Origin of the sequence: Microvirga puerhi (genome assembly GCF_020089865.1) — a bacterium.
In the GTDB taxonomy this organism is placed as follows: domain Bacteria; phylum Pseudomonadota; class Alphaproteobacteria; order Rhizobiales; family Beijerinckiaceae; genus Microvirga; species Microvirga puerhi.
Genome location: NZ_JAIRBM010000018.1, coordinates 64,525 through 87,869 on the forward strand (window position 1 = coordinate 64,525; position 23,345 = coordinate 87,869).

Sequence of the window (23,345 nt, forward strand, 5' to 3'; positions counted from 1 at the left end):
CTTCGGTGAAAACAAAAAAGCCGCTCCCGAGGGGCGGCTTTGCCAAGCGGCGTGGGTCTCACGCCGCCTGTTTTGATAAAGATTTAGGCCGTCTGGATGTTGTTGACGGCAACCTTGCCGCTACGGCGGTCTTCTGCCGTGTCGAAGGTAACCTTCTGACCTTCGCGAAGGCCGCGGATGCCGGCGCGCTCGAGAGCCGTGGCGTGGACGAAGACGTCCTTGTCACCGTTGTCGGGCTGAATGAAGCCGAAGCCTTTTTGATCGTTGTAGAACTTAACAGTACCCGAAATCATAGGGGTCATCCTTGGTTATGCGTCAGTGCACGTGGGCAAAGTGCGTGAAAATCACGACCTCCGGCCCGGTTGGTCGATGTTTGGAAGAGTGTCTGAACGTGCGCCTGGCGTACCAAGGCGAAACAGCCCGATTGTCCGGCCAAATGTCGATAGAGCCTATCTAGTGCTCTCTTAAGGCGAATACAAGGCAGCCGGGCAAGAAGGACGTTATTCTCTGCCGAGGCTCAGTTTTAGCTTGTAAAAGGCCAAGTCATCCCCCATCTTAGTCCGATCAACCGACGTGTTCGGCCTGCTCTTGCTCGCTCGTGATCGAGCGCCGAGCCCGCTTTCCGTTCCAATCGCTTGTTATTTTCCAGCCCGCTCAGGCGGGCGCCAGCACGTCGTTGCTCTGCATTCGACGACCTCAAACACAAAAGCTGCTCGATTTTTGAAGTGATGCAGCGACAGGAAATTCATGTCTACTTCTACCCAGAAACGGCTTCAGAAGCACAAGCCGGGGCCCTTAAAAGACGCTCCGCAGGCCAAGGTCGCCGCCAAATCCCAACAATCTGGTCTGTCGCGAGAGGAAATCCGTCAGATCGTCATCGAGATGATCGGCTAACGTCCAGTCACAGCTCCCACATCGAGAGACGACCTCGCTCGATACGCCGTGCGCCATTCGCACAGCGTCTAGCGTGAAGGGTCATAGGCATCTGAAAGGGGACGATGCGTGCGAGGTGGTTCACGCTGTCTCCATTTGCGCTAATGTATCATCGTTTGACATCGGCTGACGCGGCTTCGAGAGGGCGCATAGGGTAGACGCGATGGAGATCTCGGAGCAGGACGCTGAAACCGTTCGGCAGGGCCAGCTTGAGGGCCGTCAGCCACTCTATCTCTCCGTGTATGGTCTGCTGCGGGACGAAATCCAAGTCGGCCGATGGAAGGTCGGTGCTTCACTACCGTCGGAAGCGGCCCTGTCGGATCGGTTCCAGGTCAGCCGCATCACGACACGTCATGCACTCCGGCTTCTCGAGGCAGACGGCTACATCAGGAAGGCGCAATCCCGTCGCCCAGTCGTCACGGCCGCGGCTCCGCCCCGCAGGGAAGGCTGGTTCATGGAATCCTTGGCCGACATCGTCGCGATGGTCGGCGACGCACGCCTCGACATCCAGAGTTGGCAACTGGAGCGTTCCGCCCCGGATGCGAGAGATTTCGGGTTACCACTTGCGACACGGCTCCACTGTCTGCGTGGAATCCTTTCGCGCAACGGACGCCCCTATGCTCGCTCGATCATCTATTTCCGGCCGGAGGTCGGGTCACGGCTGCCCCGCGGCGCCTTCAACGACGCGGTGGTCTTTCGCGTTCTCCAGCGCGAACTTGGCATCCACATCGAGGACGTCCGGATGATCGTATGGGCGGAGCTTGCCTCCGAGGAGGATGCCCGCGATCTCGGATGCGAGGTCGGCGATGCCATCCTGGCGACCCAGTTGCTGTACCGCGACGAGAGGGCTTCTCTCATCGAGATCGCCTATAGCCGCGCCCTCGCATCACAGGCCCGATTGTCCACGCGTCTCGTCACGTCGGCGCGGGATCCTTGACAATTCCTCGGACAAAGCTTGTTATAACAAGTTGAGGGCATAATCCGGCAGAAAGCCGGGGCGCCCCAGAGGGAAACGCCATGCAGGTCGGCCTCCAAGGGAAGGTCGCACTGGTGACTGGCGCGGCGCAAGGGATCGGACGCTCAATCGCCGATACGCTGGCGCAAAACGGCGCGCGGGTCATCTATACGGACCTCGACATCGATCGTGCGGCCGATGCCGCGCGTACCTCCGTTCCATGCGAGAAAGGTCATCTCGCCTTCGCAATGGATGTCTCTGACGGCCGTCACATCGACGCGACGGTCGCCGAGGCTGCGGCGACAGCGGGCCGGATCGACATCCTCGTCAACAATGCCGGGATCGGGGTGAGAGCAGCGGACCGGAAGACCATCGACGAGTTCCCCATCGAGACTTGGGACGAGATGCTCAGGATCGACCTGACGGGGGTGTTCCGGGTCAGTCGTGCCGTCATTCCGCACATGAAGTCCCAGCGCTCCGGCCGGATCATCAACATCGCGTCCGTCCTCGGTCTTGTCCCCATGCGCCTCCAAAGCTCCTACGTCGCGGCAAAGGCGGGGGTGGTCAATCTGACCCGCTCGATGGCGATCGAGCTGGCGCCTCACGGCATTCTGGTCAACGGGATCGCTCCAGGCTCGACTGCTACCGAGGGCTGGAAGCACTGGATTGGCGATGCAAAAAGCGAGGAGCTCGATCTCCATGCGAGGCTCCTGTCGCATATTCCTCTCGGCAGACCCGCATCGACGCAGGAGATCGCGAACGGGGCCCTTTTTCTCGCGGCTCCGGAAAGCTCCTACATCACAGGGCATGTCCTTCCCATCGATGGCGGTTGGACCGCCGGCTTTGCACGGGATTTTTGAGCCATGGCGCAATTGCAGCGGGACACCGGTGGCCAAGAACTGAGCAACCGGCTTCCGCTGCCGGACGGGTTATCTGCCGAAGCGATGGTCGACCTCTACAGGACGATGGTTCTGCTGAGGAAGTTCGAGTTGGCGGCCCAGGTCGCGTGCCGGACGGGAGAAACGCCGGGCTTCCTCCATCTCTATGTGGGCCAGGAAGCGACTGCCACCGGGATCTGCGCCCATCTACGCTCAACCGATTGGGTCACGTCCACGCATCGCGGTCACGGACACGCGCTGGCGAAGGGCATGGATCCGCGTGTGCTCATGGCGGAACTCTATGGGAAACACGATGGATGCTGCGGTGGGCGCGGCGGCACCATGCACCTGTACGATCCAACGATCGGTCTCTTCGGGACGAACGGCTTGGTGGGAGGGGGCATTCCCTCTGCGGTCGGCGCGGCGATCAGCGCCAAATATCAAGGCACGCATGGCGTTTCCGTCGCCTTCTTCGGTGACGGGGCGACCAATCATGCTGCCTTCCATGAATCGCTGAACTTTGCAGGGGTAAGGCAGGCTCCCGTGGTGCTGGTGTGCGAGAACAATCTCTACGCTACGGCAACCGCACTTTCGTCGGTCACCCTCAATCCCGAGATCGCCAGCCGAGCAGCTGCCTACGGCATCCCGGGCATTGCCGTCGACGGCAACGACGTGGCGGCGGTCTGGCAAGCGGCCCGCGACGCGGTGGAGCGTGCCCGCGATGGACACGGGCCGACCCTGATCGAGGCTAAAACCTACCGCACCGTCGGCCATCATGAGGGCGACCCCGTGACAGGCACGTACAGGACGCAGAAGGAAGTGGATGAGTGGGCCAAGCGATGCCCGGTCGAGACCTTCAGGCGCCGGATCATAGAGGATTACGCAATCGTCACCGGACGCGATCTCGATCAGATCGATGCCTCCGTCGACGCCTCCGTCAAGGCGGCGATCGAATACGCGCGCCGGTCGCCCGAGCCGGAGCCGAGGACCTATTCGCTTCACGTTTTCGCGGACCCGATCAATCCGCCCGAAGCGACGGCACCGATACCGCGGGGGCGTCCCACCGCCGAGACGGGTTGGCTCGATGCCGTCAGGGATGGGATCGCCGAGGAGATGCGGCGCGACCGCAACCTGATCTATCTCGGGGAAGGAACAGGCGAGCGCGGAGGCACTTTCGCGCATACCAAAGGGCTGTACCAGGAGTTCGGCGGGGACCGCATGATCGACACGCCGATCTCTGAGCTCGGCTTCACCGGGGCGGCGCTGGGTGCGTCCGCCACGGGAACCCGTTGCATCGCAGACCTGATGTTCGCCGACTTCCTGTTCGAAGCGGCGGGACAGATCGTCCTGCAGGCGGCAAAGCTGCGCTACATGTCGAACGGCCAAATGCAGGCTCCAATGGTCATCCGCGTCGGCGCGGGAGCCGTGCGGTCGGCGGGACCGCACCACTCGGGTACCTACCATCCGGTATGGGCGCATGTTCCGGGACTCGTGGTCTGCCTTCCGTCGACGCCCGCCGACGCTAAGGGACTGATGAAGACTGCTCTCCGAGCCCGCGATCCGGTCATTATGCTGGAGACGAAGGCGCTGTTCTCTTCGAAGGGGCCTGTGCCGGAAGGCGAACATCTGGTGCCTTTCGGACTCGCGCGCATCGCCCGGAAGGGGACTGACCTCACCATTGTGAGCGCCGGACAGCTCGTCATCAGGTCGCTCGAGGCCGCCGACACCCTGGCCGAGGACGGCATCTCCGCCGAAGTCATCGATCTCCGAACCATTCAGCCACTCGATGTTGACACCGTGGCTGATAGTGTCAGGCGCACCCATCGCCTTCTCGTCGTCGACGAGGCATACGCGATGTTCGGAGTCGGAGCGGAACTCGGCCAATCCATGAACGAACTCTGCTTCGATTACCTGGATGCTCCCGTCGCCCGTCTTCATACGGCACCCGTCACCCATCCGTTCGCGCCGTCACTTGAGCGTGCCATGCTAGTGTCCACTGACCGGATCGTCGCTGCCGCGAGACTCCTCATGCGGGGCGAGGTCAGTCCGATCGACCGCGCGGCCCGACACTCCCCAGATGCCGGACGCATAGCGGCGCTGGAGGTTGATAATCTTTCCCCCGTACATCGGCCCCGGCCCGAGATGGGGGCCCCAACACCCGCGCACAGCACGGCCGAAGGGACTCTGATCACGATGCCCTTCGGCGACCTGACGGTGAGCGAGGGCAAGCTCGTCAAATGGTATCGTCGCCGCGGTGACAGCGTGGCGCAGGGCGACCACGTGGCGGACATCGAGACAGACAAGGCCGTTGTCGAGATTGAATCCCCCGCTAGCGGAGTTCTCGCCGAGATACTGGCAGGGGATGGGGCGACGGTCGCAATGGGATCTCCGATCGGTATCGTTCGGGAGGCGAATTGATGCGCATATTATTGTCTCAGTTCAGGCATACCGACGATCGGCTCGAGCGGAGGACGATAGGCAGCGATGACGCGCTCATCGTCCAATCCGCCAATGCGGGCGCGCGGTCCATCGTGCCGATGGACGTTCGTGCAAGCATCGACGGCATTATTCACTCACCCCCTGGTACGGACGTGGACGGGCTTCCCTCGGAATATCCGAACGCCAGGGCACTCGTCCGGGCCGGGGTCGGGTACGATGGGCTGGACCTCGAGGCCTGGGGCCGCAACGGCACTGCCGTCTTCAACGTTCCGGATTACGGTACTTCGGAAGTCGCCGACCATGCCATCGGACTGATGCTGGCACTCACGCGGGGCGTGATCACCTACAACGACGCCATAAGGGCCGATCCAACAACCGGCTGGACGCAAGGCACCGCACCTGCTGTCCGCCGTCTGCGGGACGCGGTCTTCGGGATCGTAGGGCTTGGCCGTATCGGACTGGCCACGGCAATCCGTGCGCGTTCCTTCGGCATGAGGATCGCCTTCCATGATCCATACTTGCCATCCGGCATGGAGATCGCCGTCGGAGCGCAGCGATGCGCGAGCCTCCACGAACTGATCGCGATCTCGGACGTGGTCAGCATTCACGCGCCCTCGAGCGAGGAGACCTGCGGCCTCGTGGGTGCCGAGGCGTTAGCGCACGCCAAATCCGATCTCGTCCTGATCAACACCGCACGCGGCTCGATCGTCGACCTCGACGCGCTTCACGATGCACTTAGGACACGGCGGATCATGGCCGCCGGGCTGGACGTGCTGCCGACCGAGCCCGCCGATTCCACACATCCACTGATCGACGCGTGGCGCCGTGGCGAGGATTGGGTCTCGGGACGGCTCATTCTCACGCCACATGCTGCGTTCTACTCGCCATCGTCCGTCATCGACATGCGTGTGAAGAGCGTCAAGACCGTCCTCCAGCATCTCAGGAATGGCGATCTCTCCAACTGCGTCAATAGGGAGTTTCTGGTGCGTCGCCTGGCGTAGCGTGGAGAAGGATTAACAGATTCCGGCATGATCCTGGGGCGTCCGGACCGGAGCAGCGGATAGGTGACCCATTGAACTACACGTTCCAGTTCGGCACCGTGATGGACCACTTTCCGGATCTTCTCTCCGGGGCCGCGCTGACGATCCGCCTGTCTGCGCTCACGATGGTCTTCGGCCTGGTCATCGGCATGACGTGTGCAGTGGCCAAGGCATACGGTCCGCGACCGATCCGGTGGCTGGCAACGTCCTACATAGAACTCATCCGCAACACACCATTCCTGATCCAGCTCTACTTCGTGTTCTTTGCGCTTCCTCACTTCGGGGTGCGCCTCAGCCCCAACAATTCCGCTCTGATCGCGATGGTGATTAATCTGGGGGCCTATTCGGCTGAGATCGTGAGGGCAGGGGTCGAGTCCATTCCACACGGCCAGATCGAGGCTGGACGGGCGCTTGGTCTGAAGCCGCTCCAGATCGTTCGGTTCCTGATTTTGTTCCCAGCACTGAAGGCGGTCTATCCGGCGCTGACGAGCCAGTTCATTCTCGTACTCCTCGGATCGAGCATCGTCTCCGCCATCGCCGCGGATGAGCTCACGGCCGTCGCCAACACTATCAATTCGCAAACCTTCCGGAGCTTTGAGATCTACACGATCGTGACCCTCATGTACGTGGCGATCGTATTCGGGTTCAGAGCGATCTTCACATCGATCTACGCCTTCGCATTTGCGAGGCGCGGATGAGTTTGAAAAGGCGCGGGAATTGCTGAGAACTTTCACTCTCCATGAAGTTTGGATTCTCGTTCTGGCAGCCCGATGGACGATCGCTCTATCGCTTGCCGCGTTCATTGGCGGCGGAGCGGTCGGCTTCGTCCTCGCCATCGCGAGGATATCGCCCTTCAAGGCGCTGAGATACATCGTGTCCGGCTACATCCAATTCGTGCAGGCCATACCGGGCCTCATGCTGCTGCTTTTGTTCTATTACGGTCTGAACCTATTCGGCATTCGGATCGACGCGTGGACTGCGGCCGTGCTGGCATTCACCCTGTCGACGAGCGCTTTCCTGGCCGAGATTTGGCGCGGCTGCCTCCAGGCCGTTCCCGCAGGGCAATGGGATGCATCTCGATCACTTGCGCTGAACTTTCCCAAGACGCTGATCCTGGTGATCATTCCGCAGGCGGCGCGGATGGCTCTGCCACCAACGGTCGGATACATGGTGCAGGTCGTGAAGGGAACCTCCCTGGCGGCCCTGATCGGCTTCACGGAACTCGCGAAGGCCGGCGCCCAGATCAACACCATTACCTTCGAGCCCGTTCTCGTCTTCGGAACTGTGGCGGGCATTTACTTCCTGATCTGCTGGCCCCTGTCACTGCTTAGCAGCCATCTGGAAAGGCAATTGAAGGTCGGTCACGTGAACATCCAGGCCATGTGACCCAACGATGTACGGCGGGCGGGTCCGAGGAACCCGTGCGCGACGTATGACCGCCACGATGGCGGGCTGAAATGGAGGGAGGAGATCATGGGTATGCGAGGAATCATGAAGTCCGTGCTTGCGCTGGCGACGATGGCCATCGTCGGCCTGTCGACCGCACCGGGCAAGGCTCAGACGGTAGACGAGATCATCAAGCGCGGCAAGGTCGTCATCGCCATCGATACGACGGTGCCACCCTACGGCATGCTCGACGCTGACAACCAGCCGACCGGCATCGATGTCGAGGTGGCGAAACTCATCGGCAAGAACCTCAAGGTGCCGGTCGAGTTCGTCACGGTGAACTCCCCCGGGCGCATTCCTGCTCTGATCAGCAACCGCGTCGATATGGTGGTCGCAATCTTCTCGATCACGGCGGAGAGGGCGCTCCAAGTCTCGTTTTCTATCCCGTACGCGGGCCAGTCCGCTGTCCTCATCGCCCCCAAGACGGCCAACATCAAGGGACCGGAAGACCTCAAGGGTCAGAAGGTCGGCGTCACGCGCGGCGCGCTCGAGGACGGCGCTCTTACGCAAATGAATCCGCCTGGCGTGACCCTGCTTCGGTTCGACGACGGCCCATCGGTCGCACAGGCCATGCTTTCCGGACAGATCGACGCCATGGGCGGGGGAGATTACGGTGAAATCTACCTCCGGAAGGGTGCCAAGGGCGAGGAATACGAGCAGAAATTCCCTCTGAGAGCAGCCCATTTCGGGATCGGCATCCGCCGCGGTAATGCCGACCTGCTGCAATGGCTGAACACGTTTGTCTATCAGATCAAGAACAGCGGCGAGCTGGACGCGATCTCCCGTAAATACCGCAATGGCCAGCCTATGATCCCGCTGCCGGTCTTCTGAGTGCATCACTAGACTCAGCGGTGGGTGACAGGAGCAAGTGAGAGGATGCAGCACATCCGCGCCCGCATGTGTCGTGGGCTCATCGTTTCAAAATCTCAGCCATCGTGACGGGAGTCACGGTGGTGGAATACCTCGTGTTCAAGGGCAGACGTCTAATCGTTCGACGGTCCTACTTCACGTGCGGTGGTGCTTGGCTTGAGGTCCTTATTTTCGAAATCCGGATGAGACAATACCTGAGGGCTCTCGAGTACCGAGCGGGATTATCGTGCGATCAAGCGCAAAGAACAGGCGAAGTATGCCTGTAGTTCGAGCCATTCACTTACTGAGCAGCTCGCTGCATAAACAGTTTGAGGGGGGAGGCCACCTCTGACCGCGAACCTGGCTTGGCAGGTTTAGATGGTCGCTAGGCTCTCGACCCGACGCGTCAAGTCGGCGATCGCAGGACCGTTGCCGGGTCCATAACTCCTCTATGGGCAACGCATATGACGCTCCTCCCGTTGACGACGAAAACCTTGTTCGTCCTTCGACGTTGATCCGGACGGGGCACGAGTTTAACACTATTCTGGTTTCATTCAGTGGCTGAGCGCACTTCAAGGCAACCTCGAGGAGAATCATGCTTTTCTCGAACAGCGTTTCTTTTTAGGAAAGAAACTATAGTTTACTTTCTATAATATTTCTATTATATAGAAAACTATAATTCCTCTCGTGAGCTGATCGAGGCGCAATTTGTGCGCACAGAAAGGCAAACTTCATCATGCCCCTCCGGGCGGCCGATATTCTATTCAAGGACCGGGCTGTCGGCACGTTGATAGAGACGGCGAGCGGCGGGACGCGATTCAGCTATGCCGCGGACTGGGCCGAAGACATTGCCTGCTGCTTGTCGGTTACCCGCCGCGAGCATGAATGGGCGCAAGGACTGCATCCGTTTTTTCAACATCTCGGGCCAGAAGGCTGGCTTCGTGAGCAGCAGGCGCGCGTCGCTCATGTCGTCGAGGAGGACGACCTCGGCTTGCTGCTGCGCTATGGCGCGGACTGTATCGGCGCCGTCAGCGTCAAGCCTCCGAAAGGGAGCGAGCCACCGACGGCGATCACCGAGGCCACGGCCAGCCCAGGTCGCACGGTGTCGGGCATTCAGAAAAAGCTTCTGGTCTCACGTGCGGGACCGAAGAAGCCGTTCCAGCCCGCCGCCGCAGACGGCATTGCCCCTTATATTGCCAAGTTCAATTCGGAGCGGATAGCCACGCTCGTACGCAACGAGGCGCTGAGCTTGCGGTGGTCAGCCATCGTGCTCGGAGCGCGGGAAGTCAACGAATTCACGCTTGCCTTCATCCCGGTCATCGACGAGCAAGCTCTTGTCCTCAAGCGCTTCGACCGCGGCCCGAACGGCGAGAAGCTGCGTCTGGAGGACTGCGCGCAGATTCTCTGCAAACCTCGCGGGCAGGATTATGCAGGTAAGTATGACGCTGGCTATGAGGACGTCGCAGCCATCATCAATCGGCACTCGGCACGGCCAGCGATCGACCTTGCGCGGTTTTTCCGCCGCCTGATCGTTTTCGCCTTGATTGGAAACTGCGATGCGCATCTGAAGAATTTTTCGCTGTTAGAAACTTCCACGGGGCTGCGCCTGTCACCCGCGTACGACATCCTGAACACGGCCTTCTATGACGGCTTCGACCAGACCCTGGCTCTCTCGATCAATGGGAGAAAGGTCCATCTCGATACCATTGACGGCGATCTCTTCCGGGACTTTGGACGGGAAATTGGTCTCCCAGACCGGGCGATTGAGCAGATCTTTGCCGACCTTCGACGTCAGACAAAGAAGGCCGCGTCCGTGATCCGCCTGCCGGACGCCGAAGGGTTCGACGGATTTGTAACCCGTTACGCGGAGATTGTGAGCAACGCATGCCTGAGAATCCTAGGGGCATAGGCCCGCTCGACTGGCAGGGCCTCGTCGATGAGGCCCTGCGGCGCCGCAAGGCAGAAGGCATGACGCAGCGTGAGCATGCGGCGCTCGCTGGCGTTAGCGTGCCGACGATTGCTGCATTCGACCGAGCCGAGCAGACACTCACCCTCACCAAGGCATTCGACATTCTGCGTATCGTCGGGCTGATCGATGAGAAATCCGCGGACGGTGCGCAGAATGTGTTCGTACAAGAATCGTTCAAGCGGTGGCGCACGCTCGTCGATGACCTCCCGACAGATGCCCCAGCGCGCTTCCCGCACGGCTGGTATCGCGTCGATTATTGTCTTGAAGGTGACCTACGCACTGTCAATCTCACCGAGTACGAGGACATTCTGCGCCAAGCAGTGACGCGCTACACGAGCTGGCCCGTCTTTGTCGTCATGTCGCGGCCGGAGCTCGCGCCGCGGGAGATGGACGGCTCGATTGAATGCTGGCTGGCAGAGCCTAGCGTTGAGCGCACCTTCAATGATGCGGCTCATGCGGATTTCTGGCGGGCATTGCCATCAGGGCAACTCTTCTTAATGCGCGGCTATCAGGAGGACGCACAGGACACATTTCCGCCCGGGACGATCTTCGATGCGACCTTGCCGGTCTGGCGACTTGGCGAAGGGTTGCTACATGCGGAGAAACTCGCATCCCTTCTGTGGAAGAGCGACGCCAAGCCTATCACAGTGCGGTTCAGAGCCGTCTATACAGGGTTGAGTGGGCGCGTCCTGCGGTCGTGGGCCAATCCTTTAAGCGATCTATTGCTGGAAGGGCAGGCCGCGCGCAGTGACGAGGCGGTGCTGGAGGTGACGGTGCCTGCGGGAACGATCACCGATCGGCTGGACGAATATCTGTTTCCGATGATTGCTTCGCTCTATGAGCGGTTTGGTGTGACGGGCCTTAGCGTCAATCGCGTGAAAGCTGAAACCAATCGCTTGCTTCATAGCCGGATGGGGTGAACATGGGCTCGCATGCCTACGGCATGCTCAGCGCAAAAAGCAGGACTACATCCGGCTCTCCTTAGATAGGGACTATTTGGCCGGATTCGCCATGGCCGAAATCGTGCCTATCCCGCCCGTGTGAGATCCTCGCGCTCCGCTGCCAGATTCGGCGATGATAAAGGCCTGCCGCGCCGTAGGCGGACGGCCTGTTTATGGCCCTTAACGGGATCCTGCGACGTCGCTGAGTATCCGAATCGGAGCGGTCCCCAGTTAATAGAAATTAATCTGCTACGATCGGCGCCATTCGAGTCGTTCTCGAATCATCGTAGGCATACATCTTTGCCTTTGACTTTCGGCAAAGAATCACGAGCGCAATTAAGAATCAGCTGGAACCAGTATTTTACCTACGGATTGACTCGCCCCCGCATCGACTACGACCCGTCGCCAAGAAGTTTTCCAACGGATTCGTTCGTATAGTGAATGAATGCTTGACGGCCAGACTCCACAGCTAGGGAGGAATCGGTCATTTCTCGATACGGCACGAGTCTGATGGGTGCATGCCATGCCTGACGAGAAACAGATCGAACGTCTCAAGCGGTTTCGCAAGCTCCGTCGCGAGCGCGGAGACCGCGAGATGAACGTCTGGGTTCCCGGTCCTCTTGGGGCTGCGATTGACCATGCGGTCGCTAGCGGCCGCTTCAGGACACGTCAGGAGGCGATCACTCATGCCCTCGAGGCCACATTTGCCGAAAAGGATCGGAATGTCGTGACGTAAATCAGGCAAAGCAAAAGGCCCAGGAGCTGGTAACTCCGGGGCCTTTGGAGACCCACCGAGGGGTGGGCGTAAGAAATTGGTGTAGCGACCTTCTTATGCCATCCCGACAAGCTGAATGTCAAGAGCATCGGTTTCGGTGAAAGCTCTCGCTTTGCCCTCGAAATGGAGGGATGCGATGCATGTTGCATCGTCTGGAGGCCGGCGGCTGAGACATGCCACTCTGGCCGCAAGAGCATTTGCGCTCAGTGAAGGGCGCACTGTAACACGAAAAGAACTCGCCGCTGCCGCCTATGAGGCGGAAGTCGCTCTGGTTTTGCGCCCCTCGGCCAGGCAGGTCCTGTCAGCCCTGGTAGCCAGCTGGGGCGAGCAGGCTTGGGAAAGGCTCCTGGTCTGGCCGTCCAACGAGTATTTGGCTAACCGCACCGGCTATACCGAGCGCGCGATCCGCTTCGCACTCAACCATTTGATCGGGCAGGGACTGATCATTCCTAAGGATTCTCCCAACGGGAAGCGCTATGCGGTCAAAGATCTAGCGGGCGAGATCATCGACGCCTTCGGCTTCGACCTGACCCCGGTTTATGCTCGCCGCGGTGAGTGGGCACGCCTCGTTGCTGAGCAGAAGCAGGCTCGCGCTGAGCGTAAACGTCTGTTCGACGAAATCACCGTCTCACGACGCCAGACCGAGGCGGCGATCGAGGCATTGGCGCTCCATCACCCAACACTCGATCGCACCGCCATCGAAGAGCAACTCGCTGGACTTCTGGAGCGGACGCCAAAACGCTCGACCTATGTGATGCCCCTCGACCTGGCCGAGGCCTGGGAGACACTGAGGAAAACTGCCGAGAAACTCTTTTATGAGATGGGCAATGACGGAATTCGATTCCGCCACAATGAATCAAACAATGAATCTCCTAGCGAAACTTGTACAAACGGCTTTCCGAAGAAAGCTGAGGTCGTTCTGCCAAAAGAACGACGGGCCGAGCTCCTATCACCGACTTTGATCGTTGAGGCGTGTCCAGCGATTGCGGACTATGGTCAGCCGATCCGCGACATTGGCGATATCGTTGGGGCAGGGCGCTATCTCAGAGCCTCGCTTGGGGCGCATGAAAGCGCTTGGAACGAGGCTGTCGCCGATCTCGGGCCGATCGCAGCTGCGATCGCGGTGCTGTACGTACTGCAGCTTTACGAGGACGATGTTGCCAGTGGCGCAAGCCGGATACGCAACCCAGGTGGCTACTATCGGGCCCTCGTCCGCATGATAAAAACTCGTAAACTCGACCTTGAAACCGAACTTCTCGCCATGCGGAGACGACGGATGACCTAGCAGGCTCGGCGAAGAGGCAGCAAGATGGTCCAGCAGACCTTCATCATCTTTGGTTTTGGCTCATGGACGGCCATTACGGTCGCCTTAGGATTAGCGCTCGGCTTTCTGGCATTGTTCATGCTGGCCCGGAAGCCCCGCTACAGGCCGCACTCCATCATGACGCCGAACGAGTGCGAGTTCTATGGCCGGCTCCTGGCAGCATTTCCTGGATGCCAGATCTGGCCTCAGATCCCAATCCTCTCGCTTGTCCGGCCGGACGCGAAAGAAGGCTCGCGGACCTTCTGGCGCGGGTTTCGCGCGATTTCGAATGCCCGTGTCGACTGGGTCATTGTCCGAGACCTTGTGATTGTTGCGATCGTCGAGCTCGATGATCGAACACACGATGCCCGCAAGGACGCTAGGCGCGATCAGATTCTGGCCTCGTGCGGCTACACGGTGGTGCGTTTCCAATCGAGAACCAGGCCCAGCTCCGAGGCAATCCGAGAGGCCGTTTGGAACCGATCATGACCTATCAATACCTTCGTCACCACGACTGGCATTTTAGGCGGACCTGTACATTTCGATACGCACCACATCTATTTCACACTGCCACTCCTGGAAACAGGTGTGTGAGTTATCTTCGGCTCGATAGATCAACGCGCAATCCTGAAACCGGTGAGATATGCTCATTTTCGACGAGAAGGTGCCCGGATCGAAATGCGGCTATTGGGAGCTGTTCTGTGAGTCGGTGAAATTCACGTTCATCATGATCAGTGCCATTGACATAATCTCAGGCGTGGACCGACGCTGTGCCGGGACTAAGCACGACAGCTCCGCGCTCTTTTACGAGGCAACGGAAATGAACTTGCTTTCCTTCGTGCCAGATGTCCGTCTGAATCGTCTCGCCCGGGAATACTGGCGCGGTGAATCTGGCGCTGATGCTCCGTAGCCGCGCGGGCTCATTCTCACAGCATGCCTTCAAAAGGACGCGCACCGCTATGCCAAAGGTGCAAAGGCCATGCAGAATTGGTCGAGGAAAGCCTGCCTTTGTGGCAGTAGCCGGATCGATGTGAAGCGGATTCAGATCTCCTGAGAGACGATAAATCAGTGCAGCTTGTGGAAGAGTCTTGTTGAGACAAGAGATATCCGGCTGCCGATCCGGCAAGTTTCTGGGCCTTGTCGTCGGATGATCAGATCTACTGGTCCCCACGTTTCCTCGAAGAATAAGGGTTGACTTCAACGTCGCTAGCAGCGAGCCGGAGCTATGATCGAACAGCATCCGTGAGCAGTAAATGTAGACTCCTTTTTCCGGACCTTTGTTGATGACATCGTCAACGGCGTTGTGTGCCAGTACCGTCCCTGCGGCTGGAAGGGGAGCATGAAAGTTGACGGACTGTTCGCCATGAACGACCTTGCGCCAGTCGGCTTCCAAGCATGGGTCCTTGAGCCAAAAACCGGGATCGCCAAGCACGGTTGCCATGGACGGTAGCGCAGTCAGTTTCTTTTCGTAGACGAACGGCAGATCGTCAGCGCCCTCTCCGCATCCGATACCCAGCGCATATAGGATCGTATCCCTCACATTATATGAGTGTATTTGGTTCTCGAATGTCCATTTTGACAGGCGATCGAGGTTTATTGACACTTTAATACGCGCCCTATTTTCCAGCTGCTTGCAGCCAATCTACTCGAACTATCCGACACAGCGATCAATCAGAGTTTTTTGCGGGCAAGGCTACGCACGTCAGGATCTGTATCTCGTCAGCGCCTTCTCAACATAAGCGCAACAATTGCGCGATCAGTACAATAGTCTCATCATATGGAATGAGCCACAATCGAGGCGGCTGCCGAAATACAATATTGCGATTCTATCCTGCGAATTCGGCGCAATGAAAGTCCGTGTATGAACTTGATTAATTGACCGACCAGCGTAACGGCGATAAATTTAGGCAAGTAGCGATCAATACACATGTCCCATATATTGGGATAAGTCTTCGTTCATGGGAGGCAAGAGTTGCCGAGCGGTCAAGACATCTTTGCCGGCATTCGGCTCCCAGTCATCTGCGCACCCATGTTTTTGGTGTCTTATCCGGAACTCATACTTGCCGCGTGCAAATCCAACATTGCAGCTGCCTGTTCCGCAAGTACCGCCCGTTCTGCTTCCGAATATGGCGAGTGGCTCGACCATTTCGACGACGAACTCACCACGTATAGGAAACACAGCGGTCGCCCGACTGGGCCTTATGCGGCCAATATCAGCCTGCGCACCGGCAAAGTCGGAGCGCGGGAGCGGTTCGAGGCTGAGGTTCTTGCCTGTAAAAACCGAAGAGTGCGGCTCCTGATTACGATTAATGGCGCTCCAGGCGAGATTGTCCAGGAAGTTCACGGCTGGGGCGGTATGATCTTCCACGATGTAACGACAATCCGCCATGCAGAAAAGGCCGCAGCGGTGGGCGTCGATGGCATGATCCTGATCTGCTCGGGAGGTGGAGGGCACTCAGGTGGGCTCAATCCCTTCGCATTTGTCTCTGCGGTTCGTAAGTTCTTCGACGGGTATATCGTGCTAGCCGGTGGGATCACGACAGGCGAGCACATTCGTGCCGCGGAAGCTCTGGGCGCAGACCTCTGCTACATGGGCACGCGTTTCATTGCCACGAAGGAAGCCCGAGCTTCTTCGGAATACAAGGAGATCATCCTAACTTCTCGTGCGGAAGATCTCGTCTATACACCCTTCTTCACACATGGGATCCCCGCAAACATGCTGGCAAAGTCGGTCCGGCGCGTTGGGTACGATCCTCATCAGTTACCGGTCTTCGGCACAGAGAAACCACATGAGCACGCGAAGCCCTGGCGGGATGTCTGGGCCGCAGGCCAGGGAGTCGAACTGATCAATGATATTCCCCCGGTCGCCACTTTGGTCGATCGGCTCGCAGCCGAGTACAATATGCCGCCACGCCGCCGGCAACCCTTACTGGATCGTACTGCGTGACTTCCGGCTCAGAGTTCAAAACCTAACCTGAGATTGGAGGAAGACATGAATGGCTTGGTTTTACGCGACGATGTCGGTCCTGTCACAATCCTTACTCTTAACCGGCCCGAAAAGCTGAATGCACTCTCGCCCGAACTCTTCCACGAGCTGAGGGGGCATGTAGATGTCATTGCGAAAGAGGGCACCCAGATCAGATGCATCGTCGTAAGGGGAGCAGGCCGTTCCTTTTGTGCCGGTGCTGACATCAATGCCCTAAAGGCCGGAATCGTCATGGAGGATCGCGAGATGCGGTCCGAGACACTGGAGCGTCTCGGGCGGATGAAACAGGCCGTCATCGCGTCCGTCCATGGACATTGTTATACGGGCGGCCTTGAGTTAGCCCTTGCTGCCGATATCATCATTGCAGCTACAGATACTACATTCTGCGACACTCACGCAAAACTCGGCATTGCCCCTCGATGGGGTATGTCGGCCCGACTTCCACGGCGGGTCGGACCCGCCGTTGCAAAGCGACTCTCGCTAACGTCGGAACCTATCGACGCGCATGAGGCGCTTCGAATCTCGCTGTGCGACTATGTGGTTTCGTCGGAGCGACGCGACACATTCACCATGGGCATAGCGACGAACATCGCTACCAATGATCCGTCTTCGATTGCAACAATCAAGCATTTATATGAGAATAGCCTCGCCGTATCTTTGGATGAGGCGTTGGCCTATGAACGTCAGTACACATCATCGACGGTGCTGAGATGACGTGAATAGGTATGAGATCGGATTGCACATGGAGTTGGCTGATGAGCTGTGATCATTGCTCAATCTGAATATGGATCTTGGTCTTCAACGAGTAGTGGATGTCCAGACCGTTTGCTGAATCCTTCCTACGCGTGCAGGACAGCGTGAATTTCCTCTCGGATGATCTGCTTCCAGTTCTCGATGGTTTGATGATCTGCCTGCGATGCAAGAGCAGCGATGCTGAGCGCCAGATAAGTTGTGCCCTCTGTCATCGGAATCGCCATTCCGATTCCGATGACATCCTTCACGACATTGCTTTTGCTCACTGCGAACCCGGTAGAGCGGGCCTCAGTGACGATCCTACGAATTGCTTCTTGGCTGAGATTCGGATAGCTCTGCAGCAAAGGAGCGATCGTCTGAATGACTTGTTCGGATGTATCGGCGTCCAGTGCGGCAAGTAGGGCTGCGGAGCCTGCTCCGACGCCCAGGGGACGACACTGTCCGACTTCCACCGGGATGACGCGGATCATCGCGCTACCTTCCGTCTTGAGAAGGCACGTAGCCTCAATTCCGCTTCGGCCCATAAGATACGATGTGGCGCCGGTTCGCTTTGCAACCCGGTCGATTGCGATGCGCCATTGTGCAATCTCGAGTGTGTCATGCGTGACGGTGAGGCCCAGCTCATAGGTCAGGCGTCCGACAACATAGCGCCTCTTGTCCTGCTCGTGTCTAACGAGACCTTCCTCTACGAGGCATTTGAGAATGCGGTGGGTTGTGGAGCGCGGCAGCTGCAAGGCCTCGGTAATAGCGCCCAGTTTAACGCCATTGGAACCACCCTGACCGATCCGCCGTAGAATGGCAGCAGCCCGCCGTATGGCTTGCGTCCCATCAATATTGTCGTCAGTGGGCAGCCTTGTCAGTTCCATCGTTCTCTCGTCGATATGTTATCCTGTCCTCGCTATCCGATAGCGAGGTGGCTGGAAATGGGAATCTTCTGGAGGAAATGCCATTTCCCACGGCGCCTCTCCTCGTTCCCACTCTCGAACCGGATCGCGAAGGAGCCTCTCCGAACGGCAGTACCTCTCTGAAAGCTCGGAATCCAGCACGTGTCACAGTCGATATGGTACAACTTTCGCCCAACGGCGATCTAGACAGCGAGATAGCGCTCGACAAGGTCCGTCGAGGCATCGAACTCAGCCCAATCTCCCGAAAAGACTAAGCTGCCCGAATCCAACAGCAGAACTCGCGAGGTGCATTGCCGCGCAAACCAGAGATTCTGCTCCGCGAGCAAGATCCCAATTCCGTAAGTGGCGCAGGCTTCCACGATTTTTTCCGCGAGGTCTTCGACGATGACCGGCGCAAGACCCTCAGTCGGCTCGTCCAACAACATCAATCGTGGTCGAGCTGCGATAGCACGTGCCACGGCCAGGACTTGCTGCTGACCACCGGACAGTTGACCACCCAAGCGGTTGACCAGGTCTCTCAACAAAGGAAACCGGGCGATCACCTCCTCCAGTGTCGGCAATCCGCTTTTACGCTCGGTTCCTTGCTGGGCCAGAAGGATATTTTCCTTGACCGAAATGTGGGTGAAGATGCGGCGATCTTCAGGGACCAGAGACAGACCGCGCCGCACCCGGTCGCTTGCGCCGATGCCGTCGAGCAGCTCGCCCTCAAGGCGGACTTCGCCGCGTACTCTTGGACCAGCATTCATGATGCTCTTCAGCAACGTACTCTTCCCGGCTCCGTTCCGGCCCAAGACCGCGAGACGGCCTCCTGTTGCCAGGCTGAGCGAAATATCGTGGAGGATATGAGCCTGTCCATAGAAGGCGTCGACGCTGTTCAGCTCAAGCATGCTGATATCCTTGGCCGAGGTATACTTTGCGCACGGTCGGGTCATCACGGACTTTTTCCGGGTCGCCTATGGCAATGACCTCGCCGTAGCTTAGGACCATCAGACGGTCAGCCATCTCGAAGATGATGTCCATGTCGTGTTCGGTCATCACGATGGTGATCCCAGTCTCGGCCTTCAGCCGCATCAGCAGCTTGGTCATTTCCTTGCGGTCCGAGGGCGACATGCCGGCCATCGGCTCATCGAGCATTAGGATGTCCGGCCTGGTCGCAAGAGCGATGCAAAATTCCAGGCGTTTTCGGTCACCGTGGGAAAGGTATTGCGCATCGTCGCTCCAGCGGCTTCGGGGAAAGCCAAAACGTTCGAGGATCTCCTCGGCCTCAAGGCGAACGTCTGCTGCAGGTGTCCACCGCCACCAGGCTCCGGGGCTTTGGCCGCTATAGCGCAGTCGGGCTTCGATCGAGATGACGACGTTCGTCATCAGGTCGACCTCACCGAAGATGCGGGCAACCTGAAACGTTCGCCCAAAGCCGATGCGCGCTCGACGGAACGCGGGAAGCTTAGTCAGATCCTCGCCGCGATACCGGACGGTTCCGGCACTAGTCATGCGCTCCCCGGTCAGTACCTTGAAGAGAGTGCTCTTACCGGCTCCATTGGGGCCTATGATGGCGAAAGTCTCGCTCTCAGAAACTTGTAGGGATACACCATGAAGGACCTTCAAAGCGCCGTAGCTCATCTCGATCCCTTGCGCGTCGAGGATCATGCGTGGCCTCCCTTGACAGGGCCTTTGCGGCGCTTTGCCAGTTGGCGCAGCGTTCCGAGGATGCCTTGTGGAGCAACCAGGACGACCGCAATCAGGCTGGCGCCCACGAGCACTTCGGACAGCCCGGTGAAGGTCCGCGTGAAATAGTTCAGTGCGCTCAGGCCAACGATTCCAACCACTGGCCCCCAGAAGAAGCCAGCTCCGCCGAGGAGTGTCGCGAAGATCGGCTGCGCGGAATGCAGCCAATTTACATATTCCGGCGTCACGATCTGCCCCCACGGAGCCAGAAGCGCGCCGGCTACAGCAGCGAATGCCCCGGATATCGTGAAAGCGAACACCCGGATCCGCCAGGCGTCGATTCCGATAAATTCGGCGCGCTCAGAATCGATGCGAACCGCCTGCATTGCTCGTCCCAAATGGCCCTTTACCAGTAGCCACATAAGCCCCACCGCGACGAGACAGACGAAAAGAACAAAGTAGTAGTTTGCCAGGGGTCGATTGAGATCGACGGTGAACAGCCCGAAGTTCATCACGGGGCGAGGTATTGCCGATATTCCCTCGTCATGCCCGAAATAATCTGAGTAGCCGATCAGAACGACGACGAGTTGCGATAGAGCGAGCGTGAGAACAGAGAACTGAATTCCGCTTGCTCTTCGCAGAACGATCAAGGCAACTAGGAAGGCCCCGACAGCTCCGAGCACGGCACAAATCAGCAATACAAGAATGAAGTGAATATCATATCCATAACGCAATGTCGCTGCCGCGACATAGGCTCCGATGCCAAAGAATGCGGCATGTCCGAAGGAAACCAGACCCGCATAAGAGAATAGGAGATTCCAGGAGAGGGCGAAGACGATCTCGATCATGGCAAAGCCAGCGATGAAGACCAGCCCCGGATTGACGAGATAGGGAGCAAAGAGAAACGCCGCGAACAACAGCAGCAGCGCGATCGATGCGATGCGATTCATCGGAACAATTCCAGATGGCGACACGATTGATACAGCGCGATTCATTGAGACTGTTCCGGCCAAAGCCCATGCGGGCGTATCAACACTAGGATGATCAGCAGTGCATATGAGCTGATGCCCGGCATCGTCGGCATCAGCACCGAGTTGAGGCTCTCGGCGAGACCGAAGATGATCGCCGCGATGAACGCGCCGCGGATCGACCCGAGACCGCCCACGATCACCGCGCAGAAGGCCAGCAGGAGATAGGAATGGCCAAGATCGAGCGACAGCGCCTGATTGGCGACGAGCAATCCGCCGGCCAAGCCTGCAAGCGCGAAGCTGGTCGCTACCGAGATCAGCTTGAGGCGCCGAACCCGCAGACCCAGGACGTCGGCCATCCAAGGATCGCGGGCGACAGCCAAAATCTGCTTTCCGAGCCATGTCCGGTTAAGCCCAATTTCAAGCATCAAGAAAACCGCCAGACCGCATGCGATGATGAACAATCCGTAATAGGATATCGGAATGCCGATGTCGGCGATGCCGCCAAGGATGGCAGGTGGATAGATGGCGTGTATGCCTTGGCCGAACACAATCCGCGTACTGCCCGTACAGAAAAGCATGATGCCGAAGGCGGCCATGAGGGTGTAGTCCGCCGGTACTCCAGCAAGACGCCGGAATATGGTCAGGTCGGCGAGGACTCCGATGCTGCCGACCACGATGGTTGCGATCAGGGCTGCCGCCAGAAAGATCCAAAGAGATGAGGCCTCCTGTCCAGTCACAGCGTACGCTACATAGGCGCCGATCATGAAGAACGCGCCGTGCGCGAAGTTGAAGATCTTCATGATCCCAAAGGCGAGGGTGAGCCCTGCGGATACCAGGAAGATCGCCATCCCAAGGACAAGGCCGTTGAAGATCGAATAGAGATAGAGCATCGTCACGCGCTGCTTCCTTCCTCATTCATCGCCAACGCTTTCAACTCGTTCTTCTGGACCTTCCCGACCGTGTTGACGGGCAGCGACGAGACGACGAACAGGCGCTCAGGATATTTCTGCTTTGCAAGTCCCAGCATATCTAGATGAAGAGTCATGTCGGCGAACGTGAACGTTCCGCCGTCCACAGGGAGGACGAAGGCGACCACGATCTCTCCCCGGTCGCGATCTGGGACGCCCACGACGGCCGACTGACGTACGGATTGATGTCGGGCCAAGGCGTTCTCGATCTCGAGCGGACTGATATTCTCGCCCTTCCGGATAATGATGTCCTTCTTGCGACCCGTAATCTGTAAGAAGCGGCCGGAGATGCGCTTGCCGATATCTCCCATGCGGAAGAACCCATCGCTGGCGAAAATGCCTTCCTCGTCGGCTGGGTCCAGATACCCGAGCAGCATCTGCGATGCTCTGACAGCAATTTCTCCCGATTCTCCCTCCACAACAGGCGTTCCCTCATCGGAGAGAATCTGTAGTTCTGCGGTGCACTCGCCATCTGTGTCGGCGCGCTCTTCGGCCTCAACGCGGGTCCGTACGCCTGGACAGACCAGAGGCACTTCGGTCGAACCATAGGCTCGCGATACGACTGCAGCTTGAAATTGCGCGAGTCCGCGCCGCACCAACTCCGGCGGGACGCTTGCTCCGCCACAGATGTAGCGGCGCAGGCTCGGTAGTCCCGAATCTGCCCGTTGAGCGGCGGCAATCAGGCCTGAAAGGAATGGTGTTGCACCGGCCATGAAGGTAGCGCTGTGGGCATCGATCGCCCTGACCGCCTCATCAGGATCCCAGCTTTCGGCAAGCAGCGCGGTGCAGCCGGTCATCCACGGAAATTCGAACGCGTAGATCGAGCCGCCGATATGTCCGATGGGGGAGGGCACGTAGAGTCGATCATCCTTGCCGATCTGCCAGAAATCGGCTGTCCGGCTGATCAGCGCGTCGAAGGTCCCATGACTATGCATAACGCCCTTTGGCCGTCCTGTGCTACCTGATGTGAACAGGATCGTCTTGAGATCACCGGCCGAAGCCGGCTGCGGTTCCGCAGGCTCATGCTCAAGGAGGCGTTCGAACGTGTTCGGCCCCGAGCGGTCACCTCGAACTGTAAAGACATGCTGTGGTCGCTGTGCCAGCCGGTCAATGAGGCTTGGGTAATCGAACTCTCTGAATCGCTCCGGTACGAAGATGACTTCAATGCTGCAAGTAGGCAGTATGACCCCGAGTTCGGCTGCGCGATAAATCGTCAGCAGGGGCACGAGTCTAAAACCGAACAGGGCCGCTGCGAGATTGACGACGCAGGCTTCCCACCAGTTCGGTAGCTGGAAGGCAATGGCTGCCCCGGGAGCAATCCCTCGCGAGAGCAGCGCTCCACCGAGCCGGCGCGCGGCATCGACCATCTCGGCTCGGGTGACGGTTCGCTCTGCGTTGATGACCACGACCCGATCAGGATCATCCGCTGTCTTTTGGAGAGCAATAATCCCGAGGCTGCGTCCGTCTGTATTTGTGACCCGACCGGCGCCCCTCAGCGCGGCCAGCCTCTGATCCAAAACCGCCATAATCGATCTTCCGTGCTGCATAATGCGACTCTGCCGGTGCCAA

Annotated in this window: 23 protein-coding genes; 15 read left to right on the forward strand and 8 right to left on the reverse strand. The window is 58.8% G+C overall.

What is annotated here, in order from left to right; all coding sequences use genetic code 11:
- Nucleotides 1-83: 83 nt before the first annotated feature.
- On the reverse strand, nucleotides 84-293 hold the full coding sequence (locus tag K9B37_RS19525; RefSeq protein WP_224315204.1) for a cold-shock protein: 210 nt from the start codon (nucleotides 291-293) through the stop codon (nucleotides 84-86).
- A gap of 454 nt (nucleotides 294-747) precedes the next feature.
- On the opposite strand from K9B37_RS19525, the gene K9B37_RS19530 reads away from it, so the two are divergent.
- The 13 genes from K9B37_RS19530 (at nucleotide 748) to K9B37_RS19590 (ending at nucleotide 14,017) form a co-directional block, all read left to right on the forward strand.
- Entirely contained in the window at nucleotides 748-894 is a 147-nt protein-coding gene (locus tag K9B37_RS19530; RefSeq protein ID WP_224315205.1) for a hypothetical protein, read from the forward strand.
- Between the two features lie 202 nt (nucleotides 895-1,096).
- Nucleotides 1,097-1,870: a GntR family transcriptional regulator gene (locus K9B37_RS19535; protein ID WP_224315206.1), complete on the forward strand. Its 774-nt coding sequence runs from the start codon at nucleotides 1,097-1,099 to the stop codon at nucleotides 1,868-1,870.
- Between the two features lie 80 nt (nucleotides 1,871-1,950).
- A complete protein-coding gene (locus K9B37_RS19540; protein ID WP_224315207.1) occupies nucleotides 1,951-2,748 on the forward strand; it encodes an SDR family NAD(P)-dependent oxidoreductase in 798 nt (265 codons plus the stop codon).
- A 3-nt stretch (nucleotides 2,749-2,751) separates the two neighbouring features.
- Nucleotides 2,752-5,184 (forward strand): thiamine pyrophosphate-dependent enzyme, encoded by a 2,433-nt coding sequence (locus K9B37_RS19545; protein WP_224315208.1) that lies wholly within the window; start codon nucleotides 2,752-2,754, stop codon nucleotides 5,182-5,184.
- Nucleotides 5,184-6,206, forward strand: a complete 1,023-nt coding sequence (locus K9B37_RS19550) for a C-terminal binding protein (RefSeq protein ID WP_224315209.1) — start codon at nucleotides 5,184-5,186, stop codon at nucleotides 6,204-6,206. Before K9B37_RS19545 ends, K9B37_RS19550 begins: the two co-directional genes overlap by 1 nt.
- A 101-nt stretch (nucleotides 6,207-6,307) precedes the next feature.
- Complete coding sequence (locus tag K9B37_RS19555; protein WP_439651762.1) at nucleotides 6,308-6,943, forward strand: amino acid ABC transporter permease; 636 nt, start codon at nucleotides 6,308-6,310, stop codon at nucleotides 6,941-6,943.
- 19 nt (nucleotides 6,944-6,962) lie between these two features.
- Nucleotides 6,963-7,631: an amino acid ABC transporter permease gene (locus K9B37_RS19560; protein ID WP_439651761.1), complete on the forward strand. Its 669-nt coding sequence runs from the start codon at nucleotides 6,963-6,965 to the stop codon at nucleotides 7,629-7,631.
- An 87-nt stretch (nucleotides 7,632-7,718) separates the two neighbouring features.
- Nucleotides 7,719-8,522, forward strand: a complete 804-nt coding sequence (locus K9B37_RS19565; RefSeq protein ID WP_224315211.1) for a transporter substrate-binding domain-containing protein — start codon at nucleotides 7,719-7,721, stop codon at nucleotides 8,520-8,522.
- Nucleotides 8,523-9,276: 754 nt separating this feature from the next.
- Nucleotides 9,277-10,449, forward strand: coding sequence for a type II toxin-antitoxin system HipA family toxin (locus tag K9B37_RS19570; protein WP_224315212.1), 1,173 nt, complete (start codon nucleotides 9,277-9,279; stop codon nucleotides 10,447-10,449).
- Nucleotides 10,425-11,429, forward strand: a complete 1,005-nt coding sequence (locus tag K9B37_RS19575; RefSeq protein WP_224315213.1) for a helix-turn-helix transcriptional regulator — start codon at nucleotides 10,425-10,427, stop codon at nucleotides 11,427-11,429. Before K9B37_RS19570 ends, K9B37_RS19575 begins: the two co-directional genes overlap by 25 nt.
- 544 nt (nucleotides 11,430-11,973) lie before the next feature.
- Nucleotides 11,974-12,186 carry a ribbon-helix-helix domain-containing protein gene (locus tag K9B37_RS19580; protein WP_224315214.1) on the forward strand — a complete coding sequence of 71 codons (213 nt, stop codon included), beginning with the start codon at nucleotides 11,974-11,976 and terminating at the stop codon, nucleotides 12,184-12,186.
- Between the two features lie 175 nt (nucleotides 12,187-12,361).
- Nucleotides 12,362-13,510 carry a plasmid replication protein RepC gene (repC, locus tag K9B37_RS19585; protein WP_224315215.1) on the forward strand — a complete coding sequence of 383 codons (1,149 nt, stop codon included), beginning with the start codon at nucleotides 12,362-12,364 and terminating at the stop codon, nucleotides 13,508-13,510.
- 24 nt (nucleotides 13,511-13,534) lie between these two features.
- Nucleotides 13,535-14,017 carry a DUF2726 domain-containing protein gene (locus tag K9B37_RS19590; RefSeq protein ID WP_224315216.1) on the forward strand — a complete coding sequence of 161 codons (483 nt, stop codon included), beginning with the start codon at nucleotides 13,535-13,537 and terminating at the stop codon, nucleotides 14,015-14,017.
- Nucleotides 14,018-14,279: 262 nt separating this feature from the next.
- Here the strand turns inward: K9B37_RS19590 and K9B37_RS24975 are convergent, their stop codons facing one another.
- Nucleotides 14,280-15,131 (reverse strand): MaoC/PaaZ C-terminal domain-containing protein, encoded by an 852-nt coding sequence (locus K9B37_RS24975; RefSeq protein WP_224315217.1) that lies wholly within the window; start codon nucleotides 15,129-15,131, stop codon nucleotides 14,280-14,282.
- Between the two features lie 369 nt (nucleotides 15,132-15,500).
- Here K9B37_RS24975 and K9B37_RS19600 point away from each other — a divergent pair, with 369 nt between their 5' ends.
- Nucleotides 15,501-16,475 carry an NAD(P)H-dependent flavin oxidoreductase gene (locus K9B37_RS19600; protein WP_224315218.1) on the forward strand — a complete coding sequence of 325 codons (975 nt, stop codon included), beginning with the start codon at nucleotides 15,501-15,503 and terminating at the stop codon, nucleotides 16,473-16,475.
- 45 nt (nucleotides 16,476-16,520) lie between these two features.
- On the forward strand, nucleotides 16,521-17,228 hold the full coding sequence (locus K9B37_RS19605) for an enoyl-CoA hydratase/isomerase family protein (RefSeq protein ID WP_224315219.1): 708 nt from the start codon (nucleotides 16,521-16,523) through the stop codon (nucleotides 17,226-17,228).
- Nucleotides 17,229-17,353: 125 nt separating this feature from the next.
- On the opposite strand, the gene K9B37_RS19610 is transcribed toward K9B37_RS19605, so the two are convergent.
- From K9B37_RS19610 to K9B37_RS19635, 6 genes are all read right to left on the reverse strand, one after another.
- Complete coding sequence (locus tag K9B37_RS19610; protein WP_224315220.1) at nucleotides 17,354-18,133, reverse strand: IclR family transcriptional regulator; 780 nt, start codon at nucleotides 18,131-18,133, stop codon at nucleotides 17,354-17,356.
- A 221-nt stretch (nucleotides 18,134-18,354) separates the two neighbouring features.
- A complete protein-coding gene (locus K9B37_RS19615) occupies nucleotides 18,355-19,104 on the reverse strand; it encodes an ABC transporter ATP-binding protein (RefSeq protein WP_369414364.1) in 750 nt (249 codons plus the stop codon).
- A complete protein-coding gene (locus tag K9B37_RS19620; RefSeq protein ID WP_224315222.1) occupies nucleotides 19,052-19,819 on the reverse strand; it encodes an ABC transporter ATP-binding protein in 768 nt (255 codons plus the stop codon). The genes K9B37_RS19615 and K9B37_RS19620 overlap by 53 nt, the downstream gene beginning before the upstream one ends.
- Complete coding sequence (locus K9B37_RS19625; RefSeq protein WP_224315223.1) at nucleotides 19,816-20,787, reverse strand: branched-chain amino acid ABC transporter permease; 972 nt, start codon at nucleotides 20,785-20,787, stop codon at nucleotides 19,816-19,818. The genes K9B37_RS19620 and K9B37_RS19625 overlap by 4 nt, the downstream gene beginning before the upstream one ends.
- Nucleotides 20,788-20,828: 41 nt before the next feature.
- The gene (locus tag K9B37_RS19630) at nucleotides 20,829-21,698 is read right to left on the reverse strand and encodes a branched-chain amino acid ABC transporter permease (protein ID WP_224315247.1); all 870 of its coding nucleotides are present in this window, start codon (nucleotides 21,696-21,698) and stop codon (nucleotides 20,829-20,831) included.
- 2 nt (nucleotides 21,699-21,700) lie between these two features.
- Nucleotides 21,701-23,302, reverse strand: coding sequence for an AMP-binding protein (locus K9B37_RS19635; protein WP_224315224.1), 1,602 nt, complete (start codon nucleotides 23,300-23,302; stop codon nucleotides 21,701-21,703).
- Nucleotides 23,303-23,345: the final 43 nt, after the last annotated feature.

Coding starts and splice junctions, on each gene's coding strand:
- K9B37_RS19525 (WP_224315204.1), bottom strand. CDS start 293: ATGATTTCGGGTACTGTTAAGTTCTACAACGATCAAAAAGGCTTCGGC.
- K9B37_RS19530 (WP_224315205.1), top strand. CDS start 748: ATGTCTACTTCTACCCAGAAACGGCTTCAGAAGCACAAGCCGGGGCCC.
- K9B37_RS19535 (WP_224315206.1), top strand. CDS start 1,097: ATGGAGATCTCGGAGCAGGACGCTGAAACCGTTCGGCAGGGCCAGCTT.
- K9B37_RS19540 (WP_224315207.1), top strand. CDS start 1,951: ATGCAGGTCGGCCTCCAAGGGAAGGTCGCACTGGTGACTGGCGCGGCG.
- K9B37_RS19545 (WP_224315208.1), top strand. CDS start 2,752: ATGGCGCAATTGCAGCGGGACACCGGTGGCCAAGAACTGAGCAACCGG.
- K9B37_RS19550 (WP_224315209.1), top strand. CDS start 5,184: ATGCGCATATTATTGTCTCAGTTCAGGCATACCGACGATCGGCTCGAG.
- K9B37_RS19555 (WP_439651762.1), top strand. CDS start 6,308: ATGGACCACTTTCCGGATCTTCTCTCCGGGGCCGCGCTGACGATCCGC.
- K9B37_RS19565 (WP_224315211.1), top strand. CDS start 7,719: ATGGGTATGCGAGGAATCATGAAGTCCGTGCTTGCGCTGGCGACGATG.
- K9B37_RS19570 (WP_224315212.1), top strand. CDS start 9,277: ATGCCCCTCCGGGCGGCCGATATTCTATTCAAGGACCGGGCTGTCGGC.
- K9B37_RS19575 (WP_224315213.1), top strand. CDS start 10,425: ATGCCTGAGAATCCTAGGGGCATAGGCCCGCTCGACTGGCAGGGCCTC.
- K9B37_RS19580 (WP_224315214.1), top strand. CDS start 11,974: ATGCCTGACGAGAAACAGATCGAACGTCTCAAGCGGTTTCGCAAGCTC.
- repC (WP_224315215.1), top strand. CDS start 12,362: ATGCATGTTGCATCGTCTGGAGGCCGGCGGCTGAGACATGCCACTCTG.
- K9B37_RS19590 (WP_224315216.1), top strand. CDS start 13,535: ATGGTCCAGCAGACCTTCATCATCTTTGGTTTTGGCTCATGGACGGCC.
- K9B37_RS19605 (WP_224315219.1), top strand. CDS start 16,521: ATGAATGGCTTGGTTTTACGCGACGATGTCGGTCCTGTCACAATCCTT.
- K9B37_RS19610 (WP_224315220.1), bottom strand. CDS start 18,133: ATGGAACTGACAAGGCTGCCCACTGACGACAATATTGATGGGACGCAA.
- K9B37_RS19615 (WP_369414364.1), bottom strand. CDS start 19,104: ATGACCCGACCGTGCGCAAAGTATACCTCGGCCAAGGATATCAGCATG.
- K9B37_RS19620 (WP_224315222.1), bottom strand. CDS start 19,819: ATGATCCTCGACGCGCAAGGGATCGAGATGAGCTACGGCGCTTTGAAG.
- K9B37_RS19625 (WP_224315223.1), bottom strand. CDS start 20,787: ATGAATCGCATCGCATCGATCGCGCTGCTGCTGTTGTTCGCGGCGTTT.
- K9B37_RS19630 (WP_224315247.1), bottom strand. CDS start 21,698: ATGCTCTATCTCTATTCGATCTTCAACGGCCTTGTCCTTGGGATGGCG.
- K9B37_RS19635 (WP_224315224.1), bottom strand. CDS start 23,302: ATGGCGGTTTTGGATCAGAGGCTGGCCGCGCTGAGGGGCGCCGGTCGG.